General features: G+C 69.7%; 14 protein-coding genes. 6 read left to right on the forward strand and 8 right to left on the reverse strand.

What is annotated here, in order from left to right:
• Positions 1-613, reverse strand: a 613-nt coding sequence (locus R6V09_RS27875) for a LacI family DNA-binding transcriptional regulator (protein ID WP_317884194.1), incomplete at its 3' end; no start/stop codon positions are given.
• A gap of 184 nt (positions 614-797) precedes the next feature.
• Between R6V09_RS27875 and R6V09_RS27880 the strand changes: the two genes are divergently transcribed.
• Genes R6V09_RS27880 through R6V09_RS27900 form a run of 5 tightly spaced genes read left to right on the forward strand, consistent with a single transcriptional unit; the run spans position 798 to position 7,544 of the window.
• The gene (locus R6V09_RS27880; RefSeq protein ID WP_317884195.1) at positions 798-2,720 is read left to right on the forward strand and encodes a glycoside hydrolase family 127 protein; all 1,923 of its coding nucleotides are present in this window, start codon (positions 798-800) and stop codon (positions 2,718-2,720) included.
• Between the two features lie 48 nt (positions 2,721-2,768).
• Complete coding sequence (locus R6V09_RS27885) at positions 2,769-4,010, forward strand: sugar ABC transporter substrate-binding protein (RefSeq protein ID WP_317884196.1); 1,242 nt, start codon at positions 2,769-2,771, stop codon at positions 4,008-4,010.
• Positions 4,011-4,025: 15 nt separating this feature from the next.
• Entirely contained in the window at positions 4,026-4,946 is a 921-nt protein-coding gene (locus tag R6V09_RS27890; RefSeq protein WP_442810149.1) for a carbohydrate ABC transporter permease, read from the forward strand.
• On the forward strand, positions 4,943-5,764 hold the full coding sequence (locus R6V09_RS27895; RefSeq protein ID WP_317884197.1) for a carbohydrate ABC transporter permease: 822 nt from the start codon (positions 4,943-4,945) through the stop codon (positions 5,762-5,764). Before R6V09_RS27890 ends, R6V09_RS27895 begins: the two co-directional genes overlap by 4 nt.
• Before the next feature lie 43 nt (positions 5,765-5,807).
• The gene (locus R6V09_RS27900; RefSeq protein ID WP_317884198.1) at positions 5,808-7,544 is read left to right on the forward strand and encodes an RICIN domain-containing protein; all 1,737 of its coding nucleotides are present in this window, start codon (positions 5,808-5,810) and stop codon (positions 7,542-7,544) included.
• A 53-nt stretch (positions 7,545-7,597) separates the two neighbouring features.
• Here the strand turns inward: R6V09_RS27900 and R6V09_RS27905 are convergent, their stop codons facing one another.
• The gene (locus R6V09_RS27905) at positions 7,598-8,404 is read right to left on the reverse strand and encodes a sulfite exporter TauE/SafE family protein (RefSeq protein ID WP_317884199.1); all 807 of its coding nucleotides are present in this window, start codon (positions 8,402-8,404) and stop codon (positions 7,598-7,600) included.
• Between the two features lie 91 nt (positions 8,405-8,495).
• Between R6V09_RS27905 and R6V09_RS27910 the strand changes: the two genes are divergently transcribed.
• Positions 8,496-9,293: an AraC family transcriptional regulator gene (locus R6V09_RS27910; protein ID WP_317884200.1), complete on the forward strand. Its 798-nt coding sequence runs from the start codon at positions 8,496-8,498 to the stop codon at positions 9,291-9,293.
• Here the strand turns inward: R6V09_RS27910 and R6V09_RS27915 are convergent.
• The 6 genes from R6V09_RS27915 to R6V09_RS27940 all read right to left on the reverse strand — a co-directional run.
• The gene (locus R6V09_RS27915) at positions 9,280-9,954 is read right to left on the reverse strand and encodes a 4-carboxy-4-hydroxy-2-oxoadipate aldolase/oxaloacetate decarboxylase (RefSeq protein ID WP_317884201.1); all 675 of its coding nucleotides are present in this window, start codon (positions 9,952-9,954) and stop codon (positions 9,280-9,282) included. The two genes, R6V09_RS27910 and R6V09_RS27915, sit on opposite strands and share 14 nt — an antisense overlap.
• A gap of 9 nt (positions 9,955-9,963) precedes the next feature.
• Positions 9,964-11,187 (reverse strand): aspartate transaminase, encoded by a 1,224-nt coding sequence (locus R6V09_RS27920; RefSeq protein WP_317884202.1) that lies wholly within the window; start codon positions 11,185-11,187, stop codon positions 9,964-9,966.
• A 5-nt stretch (positions 11,188-11,192) separates the two neighbouring features.
• Positions 11,193-11,936 carry an SDR family oxidoreductase gene (locus R6V09_RS27925; RefSeq protein ID WP_317884203.1) on the reverse strand — a complete coding sequence of 248 codons (744 nt, stop codon included), beginning with the start codon at positions 11,934-11,936 and terminating at the stop codon, positions 11,193-11,195.
• A gap of 85 nt (positions 11,937-12,021) precedes the next feature.
• Positions 12,022-13,338 carry an MFS transporter gene (locus tag R6V09_RS27930; protein WP_317884204.1) on the reverse strand — a complete coding sequence of 439 codons (1,317 nt, stop codon included), beginning with the start codon at positions 13,336-13,338 and terminating at the stop codon, positions 12,022-12,024.
• Between the two features lie 273 nt (positions 13,339-13,611).
• Entirely contained in the window at positions 13,612-14,598 is a 987-nt protein-coding gene (locus R6V09_RS27935; protein WP_317884205.1) for a biotin-dependent carboxyltransferase family protein, read from the reverse strand.
• Positions 14,591-15,072 (reverse strand): 5-oxoprolinase subunit B family protein (locus R6V09_RS27940; protein ID WP_317884206.1); only part of this gene is annotated, 482 nt, incomplete at its 5' end. The genes R6V09_RS27940 and R6V09_RS27935, both read right to left, overlap by 8 nt.

A 15,072-nucleotide genomic window follows, 5' to 3' on the forward strand; every position in this document is an offset into this window, starting at 1 on the left:
CCCGGTCGCGGGCGGCGGCGTGGTGGGCCGGGCCCGTGATGTGCGCGATCCGGGTGCGGCCGGTGGCCAGCAGATGTTCTACGGCGAGGTGCGCGCCGCCCTCGTCGTCGGAGACCACGGAGGTGTCGTCCGGGTCGGTGGACGGGGACAGCGCGTAGACCACCGGGACCTCGTCGACGCCGGCGAGCGGGGGGCGCGGGTCGGTGCGGCGGCCGGTGACGATGATGCCGTCGACCCGGCGGTCCATGAGGTTGCGCAGATGGTGCTGTTCGCGGATCGCGTCGCCCCGGGTGTCGCACAGCAGCACGGAGATCTTGCCGGCTCCGAGCGCGTCCTCGGCGCCCAGCAGCACCGGCGTGCTGAACCGGCCGATGCCGTCCGTGGTCATCAGGCCGACCGTCCAACTCCGGCCGGTGTGCAGGCTCTGCGCGTTCTGGTTCGGCCGGAATCCGAGGGCCTCGACCGCGTCCAGCACCCGCTGCCGGGTCTCGGGCCGCATCCGTCCGCCGCCGTTCAGCGCCTTCGACGCGGTGCCCACGCTGACGCCCGCGAGCGCGGCGACATCGGCGAGTCTGGCCCGGCCCGCGGAGGGCGAACGAGGAGCAGAGGTCACGGGCAATCCTTTTCCTTCGCGTCGGCTGCATGTCGGCGCTGACGGCCTCATCGGCGACAGTAGCAGCCCCCAGGCAAGCTGAAAAAACCTTTGCTCTGCCACTTGACCAGACTCTGTCGTTCCCCTCTACTCTCCTCCAGGAAAACGATTACTCAAACGAGTTCCTGAGCAGAACCGGAGAGCCATGCCCCGCATCCCTTCCGCCCCCTCCCCCCGCGGCCCGGTCCGGCTCGGCCCGGCCGCCCGCGCGGCACTGCGGCCCGCCACCGCCGATGTCGACGCGGGCTTCTGGCACACCCGCCGCGAGGTCAACGCGCGGGTCTCCCTCCCCCAGGGCCCGGAACTGCTGGAGTCGGCGGGCAATCTGCACAACCTGCGGCTGGCGGCCGGCACCGCCGAGGGCGAGTACCGGGGCGCGTACCCGTTCGTCGACACAGACGTCTACAAGTGGCTGGAGGCCGCCTCCTGGCAACTCGCCCAACAGCCCGACGGCGAACTGGAGTCGGCGGTCGACCGGATCATCGCCCTGGTCGCGGACGCGCAACAGGCCGACGGCTACCTCAACACCTGGTTCCAGGTGCGGGAGGGCGGCGCGCGCTACCAAGACCTGCGCTGGGGACACGAGTTGTACTGCGCGGGTCATCTGATCCAGGCGGCGGTGGCCCATCACCGGGCCACCGGCCGACCCGAACTCCTCGATGTGGCACGCGGGTTCGCCGAGCACCTCGGCCTCGTCTTCGGGCCGCCCGGCAGCGGCAGGCCGATCGACGGCATCGACGGGCACCCCGAGGTGGAGACCGCGCTGGTCGAGCTCTACCGGGAGACCGGTAACCGCGCACACCTCGACCTGGCCGGGTACTTCGTCAACCGGCACGGCCACGGCCTCCTCGGCGGCGAGGCCTACTGCCAGGACCGCGTCCCGGTGCGCGAGGCGACCAACGTCGAAGGCCACGCCGTACGGCAGTTGTATCTGCTGGCCGCGGTCACCGACCTGGCCACCGAGACGGACGATCCCGAACTCCGGTCCGCCGCCGAGCGGTTGTGGCACGCGATGACCACCACCAAGACCCACCTCACCGGCGGCCTCGGCGCGCACCACGACGAGGAGGACTTCGGCGACCCGTACGAACTGCCCAACGAGCGCGCGTACTGCGAGACCTGCGCGGCCATCGCGTCGGTCCAGTGGAGCTGGCGGATGGCCCTGCTCACCGGCGAGGCCCGCTACTCCGACCTGATCGAACGCACCCTGTACAACGGCTTCCTGGCCGGGGTGTCGCTCGACGGCGAGAGCTGGCTGTACGTCAACCCGCTCCAGGTCCGCGACGGCCACACCGACCCCGGCGGCGACCAGTCGGCCCGCCGCACCCGCTGGTTCCGCTGCGCCTGCTGCCCGCCGAACGTGATGCGGCTGCTGGCCTCCCTGGAGCACTACCTGTCGTCCGGCGACGAACAGGGCCTGCAGATCCACCAGTTCGTCACCGGCCGCTACTCCTACGGCGCCATGTCCGTACGCGCCGAGACCGACTATCCCTGGCACGGCACGATCGCCCTCACCGTCGAGGACACCCCCGATCAGCCGTGGGCCCTGTCCCTGCGCATCCCGCAGTGGTGCCGTGAATTCCGGGTGCGCGTCGGGGAGTTGTCCTACGACCGGACGGACGCGCCGGTCGAGGGCGGCTGGCTGCGGCTCGAACGGACCTGGGCGCCCGGTGACCTGGTCGTCCTGGAGCTGAGGCTCGAACCCCGGCTGACCGCCGCCGACCCGCGCGTGGACGCGGTGCGCGGCTGCGTCGCGATCGAGCGCGGGCCGCTCGTGTACTGCCTGGAGCAAGTGGACCACCCCGGCGGCGGACTGGACGACATCGTCCTGGACCCCACGCGCCCGCTCGCCGTGAAGCACCGCCCGGATCTGCTCGGCGGGGTCACCACCGTCGTCGCGGCCGGCTACCGCAGGCGCCTTGTGGAGGACGGGAGTTGGTGGCCGTACCGGGCCGCCGGACCCGACGCCGCATCGGCCGGCGCCTTTGTCGAGCTCACCGCGATCCCCTACTACGCGTGGGCCAACCGGCAGGACGGCAGCATGCGCGTCTGGCTGCCGACCTCCTGAACTCCCTTGTCCTTCAGCCTGTTTCACCCTGACAACGAGGTCACTCCCGTGCGAAAAACCCGCAGAACCCTCCTCACCGCGCTCGCCGCGACCAGTGCGCTCGTCTCCGTCGCCGCGTGCGGCTCGGGCTCCGGTTCCTCCTCGTCCTCCGGCGACTCCAAGACCTACACCTTCTGGGACCCCTACCCGCAGTTCGACGCCTCCTCCGACTGGGGCAAGCGGGTCGCGCAGTGCGGCACGCAGGCCGGAGTGAAGATCAAGCGGACCGCGTACGACACGACGGACCTGGGCAACAAGGCGCTGCTGGCCGCACAGCAGGGCAACGCGCCGGACGTGATGCTGGTGGACAACCCCGTCGTCTCCACGCTGGTCGAGGCGGGCATCCTCAACAAGACGAGCGACCTCGGGCTCGACACGTCATCGATCCAGAAGAACATCATCGGCGCGGGCACCCTGGACGGGGCTGCGTACGGGATACCCGTGGGGGCCAACACCCTTGCCCTCTACTACAACAAGAAGATCCTCACCGCCGCGCACGTCGATCCCGCCTCCGTGAAGGACTGGGCCTCGCTGACGGCGGCGCTGAAGAAGGTCAAGGCCGCGGGGAAGAAGGGCATCACGTTCTCCGCGATCAACACGGAGGAGGGCAGCTTCCAGTTCCTGCCCTGGTTCTGGGGTGCGGGCGGCGACCTGACCAAGCTCAACTCCGCCCAGGGCGCTGCCGCGTTGACGCTGTGGAAGGAGTGGGTGGACGCGGGGTACGCGCCCAAGGACGTGCTCAACAACACCCAGACCACCAGCTGGCAGGAGTTCGCCACGGGGGACTACGCGTTCAGCGAGAACGGGACGTGGCAGCTCGGCAACGCGGACAAGGCGGGGTTCGGGTACGGGATCATCAACATCCCTGCGCGGAACGGGGGTTCGGCTCCCGTGCCGACCGGCGGGGAGTTCGTGACGGTGCCGGTGCAGAAGGACACGGCTCGCTATGGCGTCAGCAAGAAGATCGTGACGTGTCTGACCAGTGCGGGCAGTCTGCTCGCGACCGACACGACGTTGATGTATGTGGCGCCCACTGCTGCGGTGCAGGCCCAGCAAGTTTCCAAGAACCCGGAGTTGAAGCCTTGGGTCACTGCGGTGGCGGCGGCTCGGGGGCGGACCAGCGGTGGGCTCGGCACCAAGTACCCCACGATCTCGCAGCCGTTGTGGACGGCTGTGCAGTCGGCGTTGTCCGGGGGGAAGAGTCCGCAGGGTGCGTTGGATGTGGCTCAGTCGGCCGCCGGCAAGGGGTGACTGGTGGCTTTGAACCTGCGGGCCGGTGGGGGCTGGTCGCGCAGTTCCCCGCGCCCCTTTGGGGCGCGGCAGCTCGCCTCGCTCGCATTCGTTGCCCCGCTGCTTGTCTATCTCGGCGCCTTTTACGCCTACCCGCTCTATCGCAACCTCGATCTGAGCCTGCGTGACTACACCGTTCGGTCGTTCGTGCAGGGGGATGCTCCGTACTCCGGGTGGGACAACTTCTCCACGGTGCTGCACGATCCGACGTTCGGGCCGGCCATGCGGCACACGATGGTGTTCACGTTCGTGTCGATCGGCTTTCAGTACGGGGTCGGGCTCGCGCTCGCTGTCTTCTTCAATCGGCACTTCCGACTGGCCTCCACGTTGCGGGCGTTGTTCCTGATCCCGTGGCTGTTGCCGTTGATCGTGTCGGCGTCCACCTGGTCGTGGATGTTCAACAGCGAGTCCGGCGTGGTGAATTACGGGCTCCACCTCATCGGCGTGAGCCCGGTCGGGTGGCTCACCTCGCCGGACTGGGCGCTGGTCTCGGTGATCGTCGCGAACATCTGGATCGGTATCCCGTTCAACCTGGTGATCCTCTACAGCGGGCTGCAGAACATTCCGGCGGAGTTGTACGAGGCGGCCTCCCTGGACGGGGCCGGCGCCTGGCAGCAGTTCCGGCGGATCACGTTTCCGCTGCTCCGGCCGGTGTCCGCGATCACCCTGCTCCTCGGGCTGGTCTACACGCTCAAGGTGTTCGACCTGATCTGGATCATGACCAAGGGCGGTCCCGGCGACTCCTCGTCGACGCTGGCCACATGGTCGTACCAGCTCGGATTCGGCACGCTGCTGCCGAAGTTCGGGCCGGGGGCCGCCGTCGGCAACATCCTCATCCTGATCGCGCTCGTCTTCGGGCTGCTGTACATCCGTGTCCAGAGGAGGCAGGAGGCGTGAAGTCCCGTACGGGCAGGCGGCGTTACACCCTGATCGGCCTCTTCCTCACCGCGCTGATGCTGTTCCCTGTGTACTGGATGCTGAACGTGTCCCTCACCCCGCAGCAGGACATGCGCAAGTCCCCGCCCGACCTGTTCCCGCTGCACCCCACGTTCGAGGGCTACCGGGCGGTTCTCGACGACCAGCTCCCCTATCTGGGCACCAGTTTGCTGATCGGGATCGGCACGGTCGCCCTGACTCTCCTGATCGCCGCCCCGGCCGGCTACTGGCTGGCGAAGCTGCGACCGCGCACCGGCGGCGCCCTGAGCCTGGGCCTGCTGATCGCCCAGATGATCCCGGGCATCGTCATGGCGATGGGCTTCTACGGCATGTTCCTGGACCTCGGCCTGCTCAACTCCTGGTGGGGACTGATCATCGCGGACTCCACCATCGCCGTGCCCTTCGGCGTCATGATCTTCACCGCGTTCATGTCGGGCATCCCCGGCGAGCTGATCTCGGCCGCCCTGATCGACGGCGCCGGCACCTGGCGCACCTTCCGGTCGATCGTCCTGCCCCTGAGCCGCAACGCGATCGTCACGGTCTCGCTGTTCGGCTTCCTGTGGGCCTGGTCCGACTTCGTCTTCGCCAACACCCTTGACGGCGGCGGCAGTTGGCGGCCGATCACTCTCGGCATCTACAAGTACATCGGCAACAACAACCAGGAGTGGAACGCGATCATGGCCACCGCCGTCGTCGCGTCGATCCCGGCGGCCGTCCTCCTGGTCCTCGCCCAGCGCTACGTGGCCGCGGGCGTGACCGCGGGCGCGGTGAAGGACTGACACCCCACTACTCACACCCCCACTCCTTGAGGAGATCCATGTCATGAGCCGCATATCCCTCAGAGCCGCCCTCGGAGCCACGTCCCTCACGGCCGTCGCCGCGCTCGGTACGGCCGCCCCCGCGCAGGCCGTCCCCACCTCCGCGACCACCCTGGTCGTCAACGCGGCCTCGACGCTGCGCCCGGTCACCCATGTGGCGACCGGCAGCCTCTACGGTCTGGCCGACGCGAGCACCCCCGCCGACAGCCTGGTCACCCCGCTCAAGCCGAACACCTTCGTCCAGATGGCACCGGGCGGCTCCCAACTGCCCAACGGGGAGCCGAAACCTGCCGGTGACGCGCTCGTCGTGGCGTCCAAGGCGGCGCGGGCCGGTGCGAAGGTGGTGGTCCGGATGCCCGACTGGTATCCGAACTTCCCCTATCTGTGGGTGAGTTGGAGCGACTGGCTGTCCGCCGTGGACAAGCAGGTCGCGTCTGTGAAGTCCTCCGGCGCCACCAACGTCAGCGCGTACGAGCTGTGGAACGAGCCCGACTGGACCTGGAACACCTCGGCGGCCGGCGCCTTCGACGCGGGGTGGGCGACGACGTACAAGGAAGTCCGCGGGAAGGATGCCAACACGCCGGTCCAGGGCCCGAGTTACTCGGCGTGGAACCAGAGCTGGATGAGCACGTTCCTCACCGACGCCAAGGCCAGCGGCACCGTCCCCGACATCGTGAGCTGGCACGAACTGCAGGGCTCGCAGAACATCGCCGCGCACGTAGCCGCGTACCGCGCGCTCGAAACGAGCCTGGGCATCAGCCCGCGTCCGATCTCGATCGAGGAGTACGGCACGACGAGCGAGGTCGGTGTCCCCGGTCAACTGGTGGGCTATGTCGCCAAGTTCGAGCGGGCCGGCGTCCATGACGCCGAACTCGCCTTCTGGAACCACTACGGCACCCTCGGCGACACCCTGACCGACACCGGCGGCTCACCGAACGGGTCGTACTGGCTCTACAAGTGGTATGGCGACATGTCGGGCAACATGCTCACCACCACTCCCCCGGCCCAGACGGGCATCGACGGCGCCGCCGCGCTGACCGGCGACGGGAAGCAGATCAGCGTCATCTTCGGGGGTGGGGTCGGCTCAACGGCCGTACAGGTCAACGGGCTTGGGTCGCTGTCCGCCTTCGGAAGCACCGTGCACGTCAAGCTGGAGTACACGCCGTCGAAGGGGCGGACCACGGCCGTCTCGGCGCCGATCACCGTCTCGGACGCCACCTACACCGTGTCGAACGGCTCGATCACCGTGCCCGTCGCGATGAACGCCTCCGACGGCTACCACCTGGTCGTCACACCCAGCGGGACCGCGACCTCGCTGGCGGGGACGTACCAGATCAAGAACAGGAACAGCGGGCTGGCGCTGGACACGCTGGGGGCCGCAACTGCCCAAGGCACAGCGGTCGTTCAGGCGACGTCGAGCACCGGTACCAGTCAGTCCTGGACGCTGACGGCCGCCGGTTCCGGGCTGTACAAGATCACCAACAAGGCGAGCGGGCTGCTGCTCGGCATCACCAACGCGAGCACCGCGGACGGCGGCACCGCCCTCATCTGGGGCGACAACGGCACCGCCGACCACCTCTGGCAGCTGCTCCCGGCTGGGGACGGCACGTACAAGATCGCCAACTACAACAGCGGACTGCTGCTCGGCGTGACCAACATGAGCACCGCCTCCGGTGCGCAGGTCCTGCAGTGGGACGACAACGGGACGGCCGACCATCTGTGGAGCCTGACCGCTCGGTAGGGGGAGCCCGCGTTCGCGGCCCGCCAGGGACCGGGCGGCGAGCTGTTCCCGCGTCACACCCCCATGGCCAGCATCACGATCAGGACGACCACGAGCAGGGTGACGTAGGCGGTGGAGTGGACGCGGTCCGGGACGCGGCCGGTGATCCGTCGTGCCAGCGCGATGGTGGGCAGCGATCCGAGGAGCAGGGCGGCGCCCGCGCCGAGATCGACGTAACCGAGGTGTCCGGTCGCGGCGTGGGCGGTGGGGGCGAGGGCGTAGACGAGGGTTCCTGCCACGGCGACCGGGACGCTGAGCGGGTTGGCCATGGCGGTCGCCTCGGCCATGGGCAGGCCCCGGCGCCGCAGCAGGGGAACCGTCATGACGCTGCCGCCCACTCCGAGGCCGGCCGCCACCAGGCCGATGCCCGTGCCGCCGAGGGTGATGGTGCCCCGGCCCAGGGACTCCGGAGGCGTCCGGTGCGCCACGGAGAGGAAGCCCTTGCGCAGCAGGCAGTCGGTGATCGTCACCAGCAGGTAGGCGGCGAACAGCAGCCGCAGCGCCGTACCGCCGACCAGGGTGGCGGCGAAGGATCCGGCGGTGGCGCCGAGCGCGATGAACGCGGCCAGCGGCCAGACGTACGCGCGGCGCAGTCGGCCCTGCCGCCACTGGGTCAGCGTCGCCGCACCGGCGTTCACGACCATGACCGCCGCCGAGGTCGCCACCGCGACATGCATGGCGTCCGCTCCCGGACGCGCCGTGACGCTCAGGACGCCGTAGACGACGGGCACCGTGACGAAGCCGCCGCCGAAGCCGAAGAGCACGGTCGTGACGCCGGTCAGGCAGCCGAACAACAGGAGAGTGGAGAACGAGATCAGCACTGGTCAGACGCTAGGGATCGTGATGCCTGGCGGGCAATCGACGAAGTGCCCACTTCCTACGCGCAGCAGACACGGCGCGTAGTCTCAGCGCATGCGCAACATCCCCGTCGCGGAGGTGGACAACCTCGACCGCGCGGTGCTGGCCATCGGCACCGACTACCCCCAGGACCATCTGCTGGTCTGGCACGAGCACCGGCGTGCCCAGGTCCTGTACGCGGCCACCGGGGTCATGCGGGTCGAGACGGCGGACGGCAGCTGGACGATTCCCACCGCCCGCGCGGTACTGATCCCGCCCATGGCCCGGCACCAGGTCACCATGACGGGGGTCAGTACCCGCAGCCTCTACGTCGAACCCGCCGCCGTGCCGTGGTTTCCCGCCCGCTGCCAAGCCGTCGACGTCTCCGCCCTGCTGCGGACGCTCATCGTCGAGGCCGTCGGGATGGAGCCGCGCTACCCCGAGCACAGCCGCGACGCGGCGGTCGCCGACCTCATCCTGCACGAGCTCAGGAACCTCACCCCGCTGCCGCTCGACGTTCCGCTGCCGTCCGATCCCGGGCTGCGCGGCCTGTGCGAGGCGTTCCTGCGGAAGCCGAACATCCATGACCCGCCCGCGCGTTGGTGCGCGGCCCTCAACATCAGCGAACGCACCCTCGCCCGCCTGTTCCGGCGCGACACCGGCCTGAGCTTCTCGCAGTGGCGGCAACGCGCCTGCGTCCTGCACTCCCTGCGGCACCTCGCCACCGGCACGCCCGTCACACGCATCGCGACCATGCTGGGCTACGACAACCCCGCCGCCTACACGGCCGCGTTCGGAAGGCTCCTCGGCCGACCGCCCACGGCGTACGGGAGACCCGGCATCACCGGCGGCCGGCGAACTACTCCTCGATGACCAGGCCCTTCGCCGCCAGCACCGGCGCGAGGCCGCACATCTCGATCACCGTCTTGCCGGCCCGGTACGCGGCGATGAACCCCGCCTCGGCGTCGACCCGTTCCTGCGAGGCCGTGGCCGCCTCGGCGGCGTCCTCGCGGCGGACGACGACCACGCCGTCGGCGTCGGCGCGCATGATGTCGCCGGGGCGGACGAGTACCCCGCCGATGGTGACCGGTTCGCACATGGGGCCGACGGTCTCCTTGACCGTGCCCTTGATGGAGACGCTGCGGGAGAAGACCGGGAAGCCCAGGGCGCGCAGGTCCTCGGTGTCGCGGACGCCCGTGTCGGTGATCAGGCCTGCGAGGCCCTTGGACTGGCAGGCGTTGGCGAGGACGTCACCGAAGGAGCCGGCTTCCTCGTAGTTGCCGGCGGACACGACCACGACGTCGCCGGGGCGGGCGTAGGCGATGGCGGTCTGGAGCATCAGGTTGTCGCGCGGGGCGCACTGGACCGTGAAGGCGGGGCCGCACAGGGACATGGTGCGGTCGACCGGCTTGATGGCCGAGTCCAGTGCCCCGAGGCGGCCCTGTGCCTCGTGGACGGTGGCCGAGGAGAAAGCGCTGAGCTGCTTGACGAGGGCCGGCTCCGGCCGCTCGAACTTCGTGCTGACGCGGATCATGACGACCTTTCAGGAAGCGTGCTCGGAGGGGGCGTTGGTCAGTTCCGCGCAGGCCGTCGCGATGCGTTCGCAGGCCTCGGTGAGGACGTCCGTCGAGGTGGCGAAGGAGATACGGAAGTAGCCGGGGGCGCCGTACGCCGTTCCGTGGATCACCGCCACCTGCTGGCTGTCGAGGAGGTGCAGCGCGAAGTCCTCGTCGTTCTCGATCCGGGTGCCGGCAGGGGTGAACTGCCCCATGGCCGCCCGGCAGTTGACCAGGAGGTAGAAGCCGCCGTCCGGGACGGTGCAGCTGAGCTGGGGCACGTCGTTGACGAGCTTCACGGTCTCGTCGCGGCGGGCGCGGTAGACGCGCACGGTGTCCTGGACGAAGTCCTGCGGTCCGGTGAGGGCGGCGGCAGCGGCGGCCTGACTCACCGAGGAGGGGCACGAAGAGGTCTGCGACTGGAGGGTGTTGATCGCGGTGACCAGGTCCGCGGGGCCGACCCCGTATCCGATACGCCAACCCGTCATCGCGTACGTCTTGGAGACGCCGTTGGTGAGGAACACCCGGTCGGCCAGGCCCGGTTCGACGGCCGCGAGGGACGGGGCGTCCTGGTCGCCGTACCAGATCTCGTCGTAGATCTCGTCGGTGAGGACGCCGACGTGCGGGTGGGCGAGCAACACCTGGGCGAGGGCGCGGAGTTCGCCGGTGGTGTAGGCGGATCCGGTCGGGTTTCCCGGGGTGTTGAGGACGACCCAGCGGGTGCGTTCGGTGAGGGCCGCCTTGAGGCGCTCCGGGGTCAGCTTGAAGCCCTCCGCCTCCGGGCAGTCGACGATGACCGGGGTGCCGTCGTTGGCGCGGACCATGTCCGGGTACGACACCCAGTACGGGGCGGGGACGACGACCTCGTCGCCCTCGTCCAACGTGGCCATCAGGGCGAGGAAGATGACCTGCTTGGCGCCGCCGCCGACGGTGATGCGGGAGTCGGTGACCTCCAGGCCGTGGCGCTCGCGGAGTTTGCCGGCGATCGCGGCACGCAGGGCCGAAGTGCCGTTCACCGGCGTGTACTTGGTCTCGCCCGCCTCGATGGCCCGGATCGCGGCGGCCTTGACGTGGTCGGGGGTGTCGAAGTCCGGCTCGCCGACCGTCAGGTCGAGGATGGTGAGCCCCTGGCTCTTCAGCTCGCGTACGCGCTGGGCCGCCGCCGTGCTCGGGGAGGGCTTGATACGGCGCAGTCGCTCTGCCGTCTTCAATGTGATCAGCCCTCCCTGCGCTCGAAGTTGAGGCCGCCGGGCACCTGGAAGGTGGGCAGGATCTCGATGTGGCCGATGTTGACGTGCCGGGGCGAGTCGACGGCGAACTCGATGGCGTCGGCGATGTCCTCGGGCTTGAGGGACTCGTAGCCGTCGTAGTACTCGCGCTGGGCGGCCTCCATGTCGCCGAGGAGGCGGCCGAAGATCTCGGTCTCCACGCGGCCGGGGCAGATCTCGCTGACGCGGACCCGGCGGCCGTAGCCGTCGACGCGGAGCTGGCGGGAGAGGGTGTGCACGGCTGCCTTGGTGGCGTGGTAGATCGTGTTGCCGCCGAAGTTGTAGACGCCGGCGATGGAGCTGATGTTGACGATGTGGCCGAGGTCGCGCTCGACCATGCCGGGCATCAGCAGGCGGACCAGGTGCAGGACGGCCTGGATGTTGACGGCGATCTGCTCGTCGATCGCGAACTCGTCGGCGGTGAGGATGTTGCCGGTGCGGGAGACGCCCGCGTTGTTGACGAGGACGTCGATCTCCAGGCCGTCGAGGACGGCGGTGAGCGCCTCGGTGTCGGTGATGTCGACGGCGTGCGGGATGCAACCGGTCTCGTCGGCAAGGGTGTTGAGCCGGTCGGCGTTGCGGGCCACGGCGTGTACTTCGAGGCCGCGCTTGGCGAGCCGTTCGACGACCACGGCTCCGATGCCGGTCGACGCTCCGGTGACGAGGGCCGTCCTGTAGTCGGAGATGGGCATGCTGAGGTGCTCCTTGTTGTGCGGGGTGGGGGGTGCGCGGGCGTGCGGGTGCCGGAATGCCTGGATGCCTGGATGCCTCGGGCTGTCAGGCGTCGCGCAGGGGCAGGTGGGCGCGGTCCTTCACCTTGGACACGGCGAGGAGTGTGCCCAGGGCCGTGATGACGGCGTAGAAGGCCGGCATGTTGACGTTGCCCGTCTGGGCGATGAGGTAGGTCATCAGCAAGGGGGCGGTGCCGCCGAAGAGGGCGGAGGAGACGTTGTAGCCGAGGCCGTAGGCGGAGTAACGCACACGGGTCGGGAAGAGTTCGACGAGCAGGATGTGGATGACACCTGTGTGGCCGGCGAACACGACCGCCATGATGCAGGCGCCGATGACCGCGAGGGCGACATTGCCGGTGCCGATCAGCAGGTAGCAGGGGATGCCGACGATCGCCATGGCGACGGCTGCTCCGGCGAGGACCTTCTTGCGGCCGATACAGTCGGAGAGACGGCCCATGTAGGGGATGGCGATACAGATCGCGACCAGGCTGGACGCGGTGACGAGGAGGCCCTGCACCTTGCTGAAGTTCAGCTCGCTGCTCATGAAGGTGGGCATGTAGCTGAACAGGACGTAGTAGCCGGAGCCATTCATCAGGGGGATGAACAGGGCCAGCAGCATGGCCCGGCGGTGCTCGGCGGAGGCGAACGCCTCCTTGAGGGGGTTCTTGGAGAGTCCGTCCTCTTCCTTCAGGCGCGTGAAGTTGGGCGTGTCACTGATGCGCTTGCGGATGTAGATGCCGGCGATGCCGAGCGGGACGGCCAGCAGGAACGGGATGCGCCAGCCCCAGGACTCCATGCGCGCGGAGCCGAGGCCGCTGGTCATGGCGGCGGCAACCAGGGTGCCGGTGAGCAGCGCGAGGAACGACGCGATCTGCGCGTAGCTGGTGTACAGGCCGCGCTTGCCCTCCGGGGCGTGCTCGGCGAGGAAGCTCATCGCGCCGGAGGCCTCGCCGCCGACGGAGAAGCCCTGCGCGACGCGCAGCAGGATCAGCAGGGCGGGTGCGGCGATGCCGATGCCGGCGTAGGTGGGCAGCACGCCGATGGCCGCGGTGGCAGCGCTGATGAGGAGGATGACGAAGACCAGCATGCGCTGGCGTCCGATGCGGTCGCCGAGGTGGCCGCAGATGACGGCGCCGAGGGGGCGGAAGAAGAAGGAGACGGCGTAGCCGAGGAAGACGAACTGGACGGCGGTCGCGTTGTCCGTGTTCGGGAAGAAGACGGCGGCGAGCGATCCGGCCATGAAGCCGAAGATGCCGTTGTCGTAGAGCTCGGCGAAGATTCCGACGCATCCCGCGAGGGTGACCTTGCGGGCGGTTCTGGGATCGACCGTGTTGGGGACTGGCTGAGCGGCCACGGTACTCATGGCGTCTCCTGTCTGGGCAGGGGGCGGGACGAGGGGCTATGCGGCTCCGTGCGGGGTGCTTCCAGCGGGTGAGCGGGAAGCGGGTGAGCGGGTGCGGGTGGGTTTTGTGTGCGGGTGGGCTATGTGCGGGTGGGGGGGGGCAGCGGTTGTGGGTTTTGTGCGGGCCGGTGGGGGCTGGTCGCGCAGTTCCCCGCGCCCCTTTGAAGCCGGCCTGTGTTGAAGAGGTCCGCGCGGCCCTTCGGACGTGGGCCTGTGTTGAAGAGGTGCGGGGCGTCAGGTCACCGCGGGTGCGCGGATGCGCAGGGCCTCGAAGGCTGTGTGGACTCTGGTTCTCAGGGCGTCTATCGCTTGGCGTTGGGCGCGGTGGGCGGTGGTCGCCTGGGCGAGGGTGCGGTGGCGGAAGTGGATGGTCTGGCCGGGGCGGACCTGGCCCAGGGCGGACAGGCCGGTGGCGGTGACTACGGCGAGGACGGGGTAGCCGGCCGTGACACCGCGACCGCGGTGGAGTACGAGGAGTTCGTCCCCGGCGGGTACTTCGACTGCGCCGATGGGGACGCCTCGGGAGAGGACCTCGCCCTTGGTGACCCGGCGGGGTACTGCGCCCTGGAGGCGCAGCCCGATGTGGTTGCTTCGCGGGGTGACCGTGAAGGGGACGTCGAACAGGCGCCGGCCCGTGTCGCCGAACTCGGCCCGGTCGGGGCCGTCGGTGACGTCGATGGTCCAGCTGGTGGGGAACGGGGGGACCGGCGCGTTCAGGCGGAACAGCGGGATCCGCGAGAAGGGGTGGTCGATGGGCGGACAGGCGGTGCGCAGGGCGAGTTCGTCGCCGGCGGTCAGGGTGGGGCCGAAGCCCAGGATTGTGTCGGGGGCGCAGCTGCCCTGGAGCTGGTCGGTCTCGAACGAGCCGAGTACGGCCAGGTAGACGCGGAGGCCTCGGTGGATGCCGGTGACGCGGATGGTTTCGCCGGCCCGGACGGGGACCGGTTCCCACTGCGGTCGTACGACTCCTTCGACGGTGACCTCGGCGGGGGCGCCCGTCACCGCGATGAGGGTGTCGCCGGAGGGGACGCAGGCGAAGTCGAGGGCGGTGATCTCCAGCAGCGGGGCGCGGTCGTGGTTGCCGCACAGGACGTTGGCGACGCGGGCCGAGTGCTGGTCGGCGGCTCCGTTGGCGGGCAGGCCGTAGCGGGAGCGGCCGACGCGGCCGAGGTCCTGCACGGTGACGATGCCGGCGGTGCGGATGGTGAGGGTGTCAGCCATGGCGCACCACCGGATCCGTACAGTCCGCGAGGCTCAAGTCGGCGTATGCGTCCCACTGTTGGGGGTCGATGGGCCGGAAGCGGAACGTGTCGCCGGGGCGATACGCGGTGATCGGGTCGCTGTGCAGGTCGAGGACGCGCACGGGGGTGCGGCCCAGGAGCGGCCAGCCGCCGGGCGAGGGCATCGGGCAGATGACCGCCTGCCGTCCGGCGACCGCGACCGAGCCGGCGTCGACGCGGGTGCGGGGCGAGGCGAGCCGCGGCACGGGTTTCGGGAAGGGCGGTCCGTCCGTCATCGGGGCTCCTGCGGGTGCGCCGAGGCAGCGGACGGTGAGGTCGGTTCCGGAGTGCAGGGCGATGATCTCGCCCTCGGACAGGCCGAGTTGGGCGGCCACGTCCGGCAGGTCCGGTCCGTGCTCGCCGCCGTAGACGACGGGGACGACGAAGCGGCGCGGTGCGGTCGTGGGCGCTGGGT

The organism is Streptomyces sp. W16, from assembly GCF_033194735.1.
Lineage (GTDB): Bacteria > Actinomycetota > Actinomycetes > Streptomycetales > Streptomycetaceae > Streptomyces.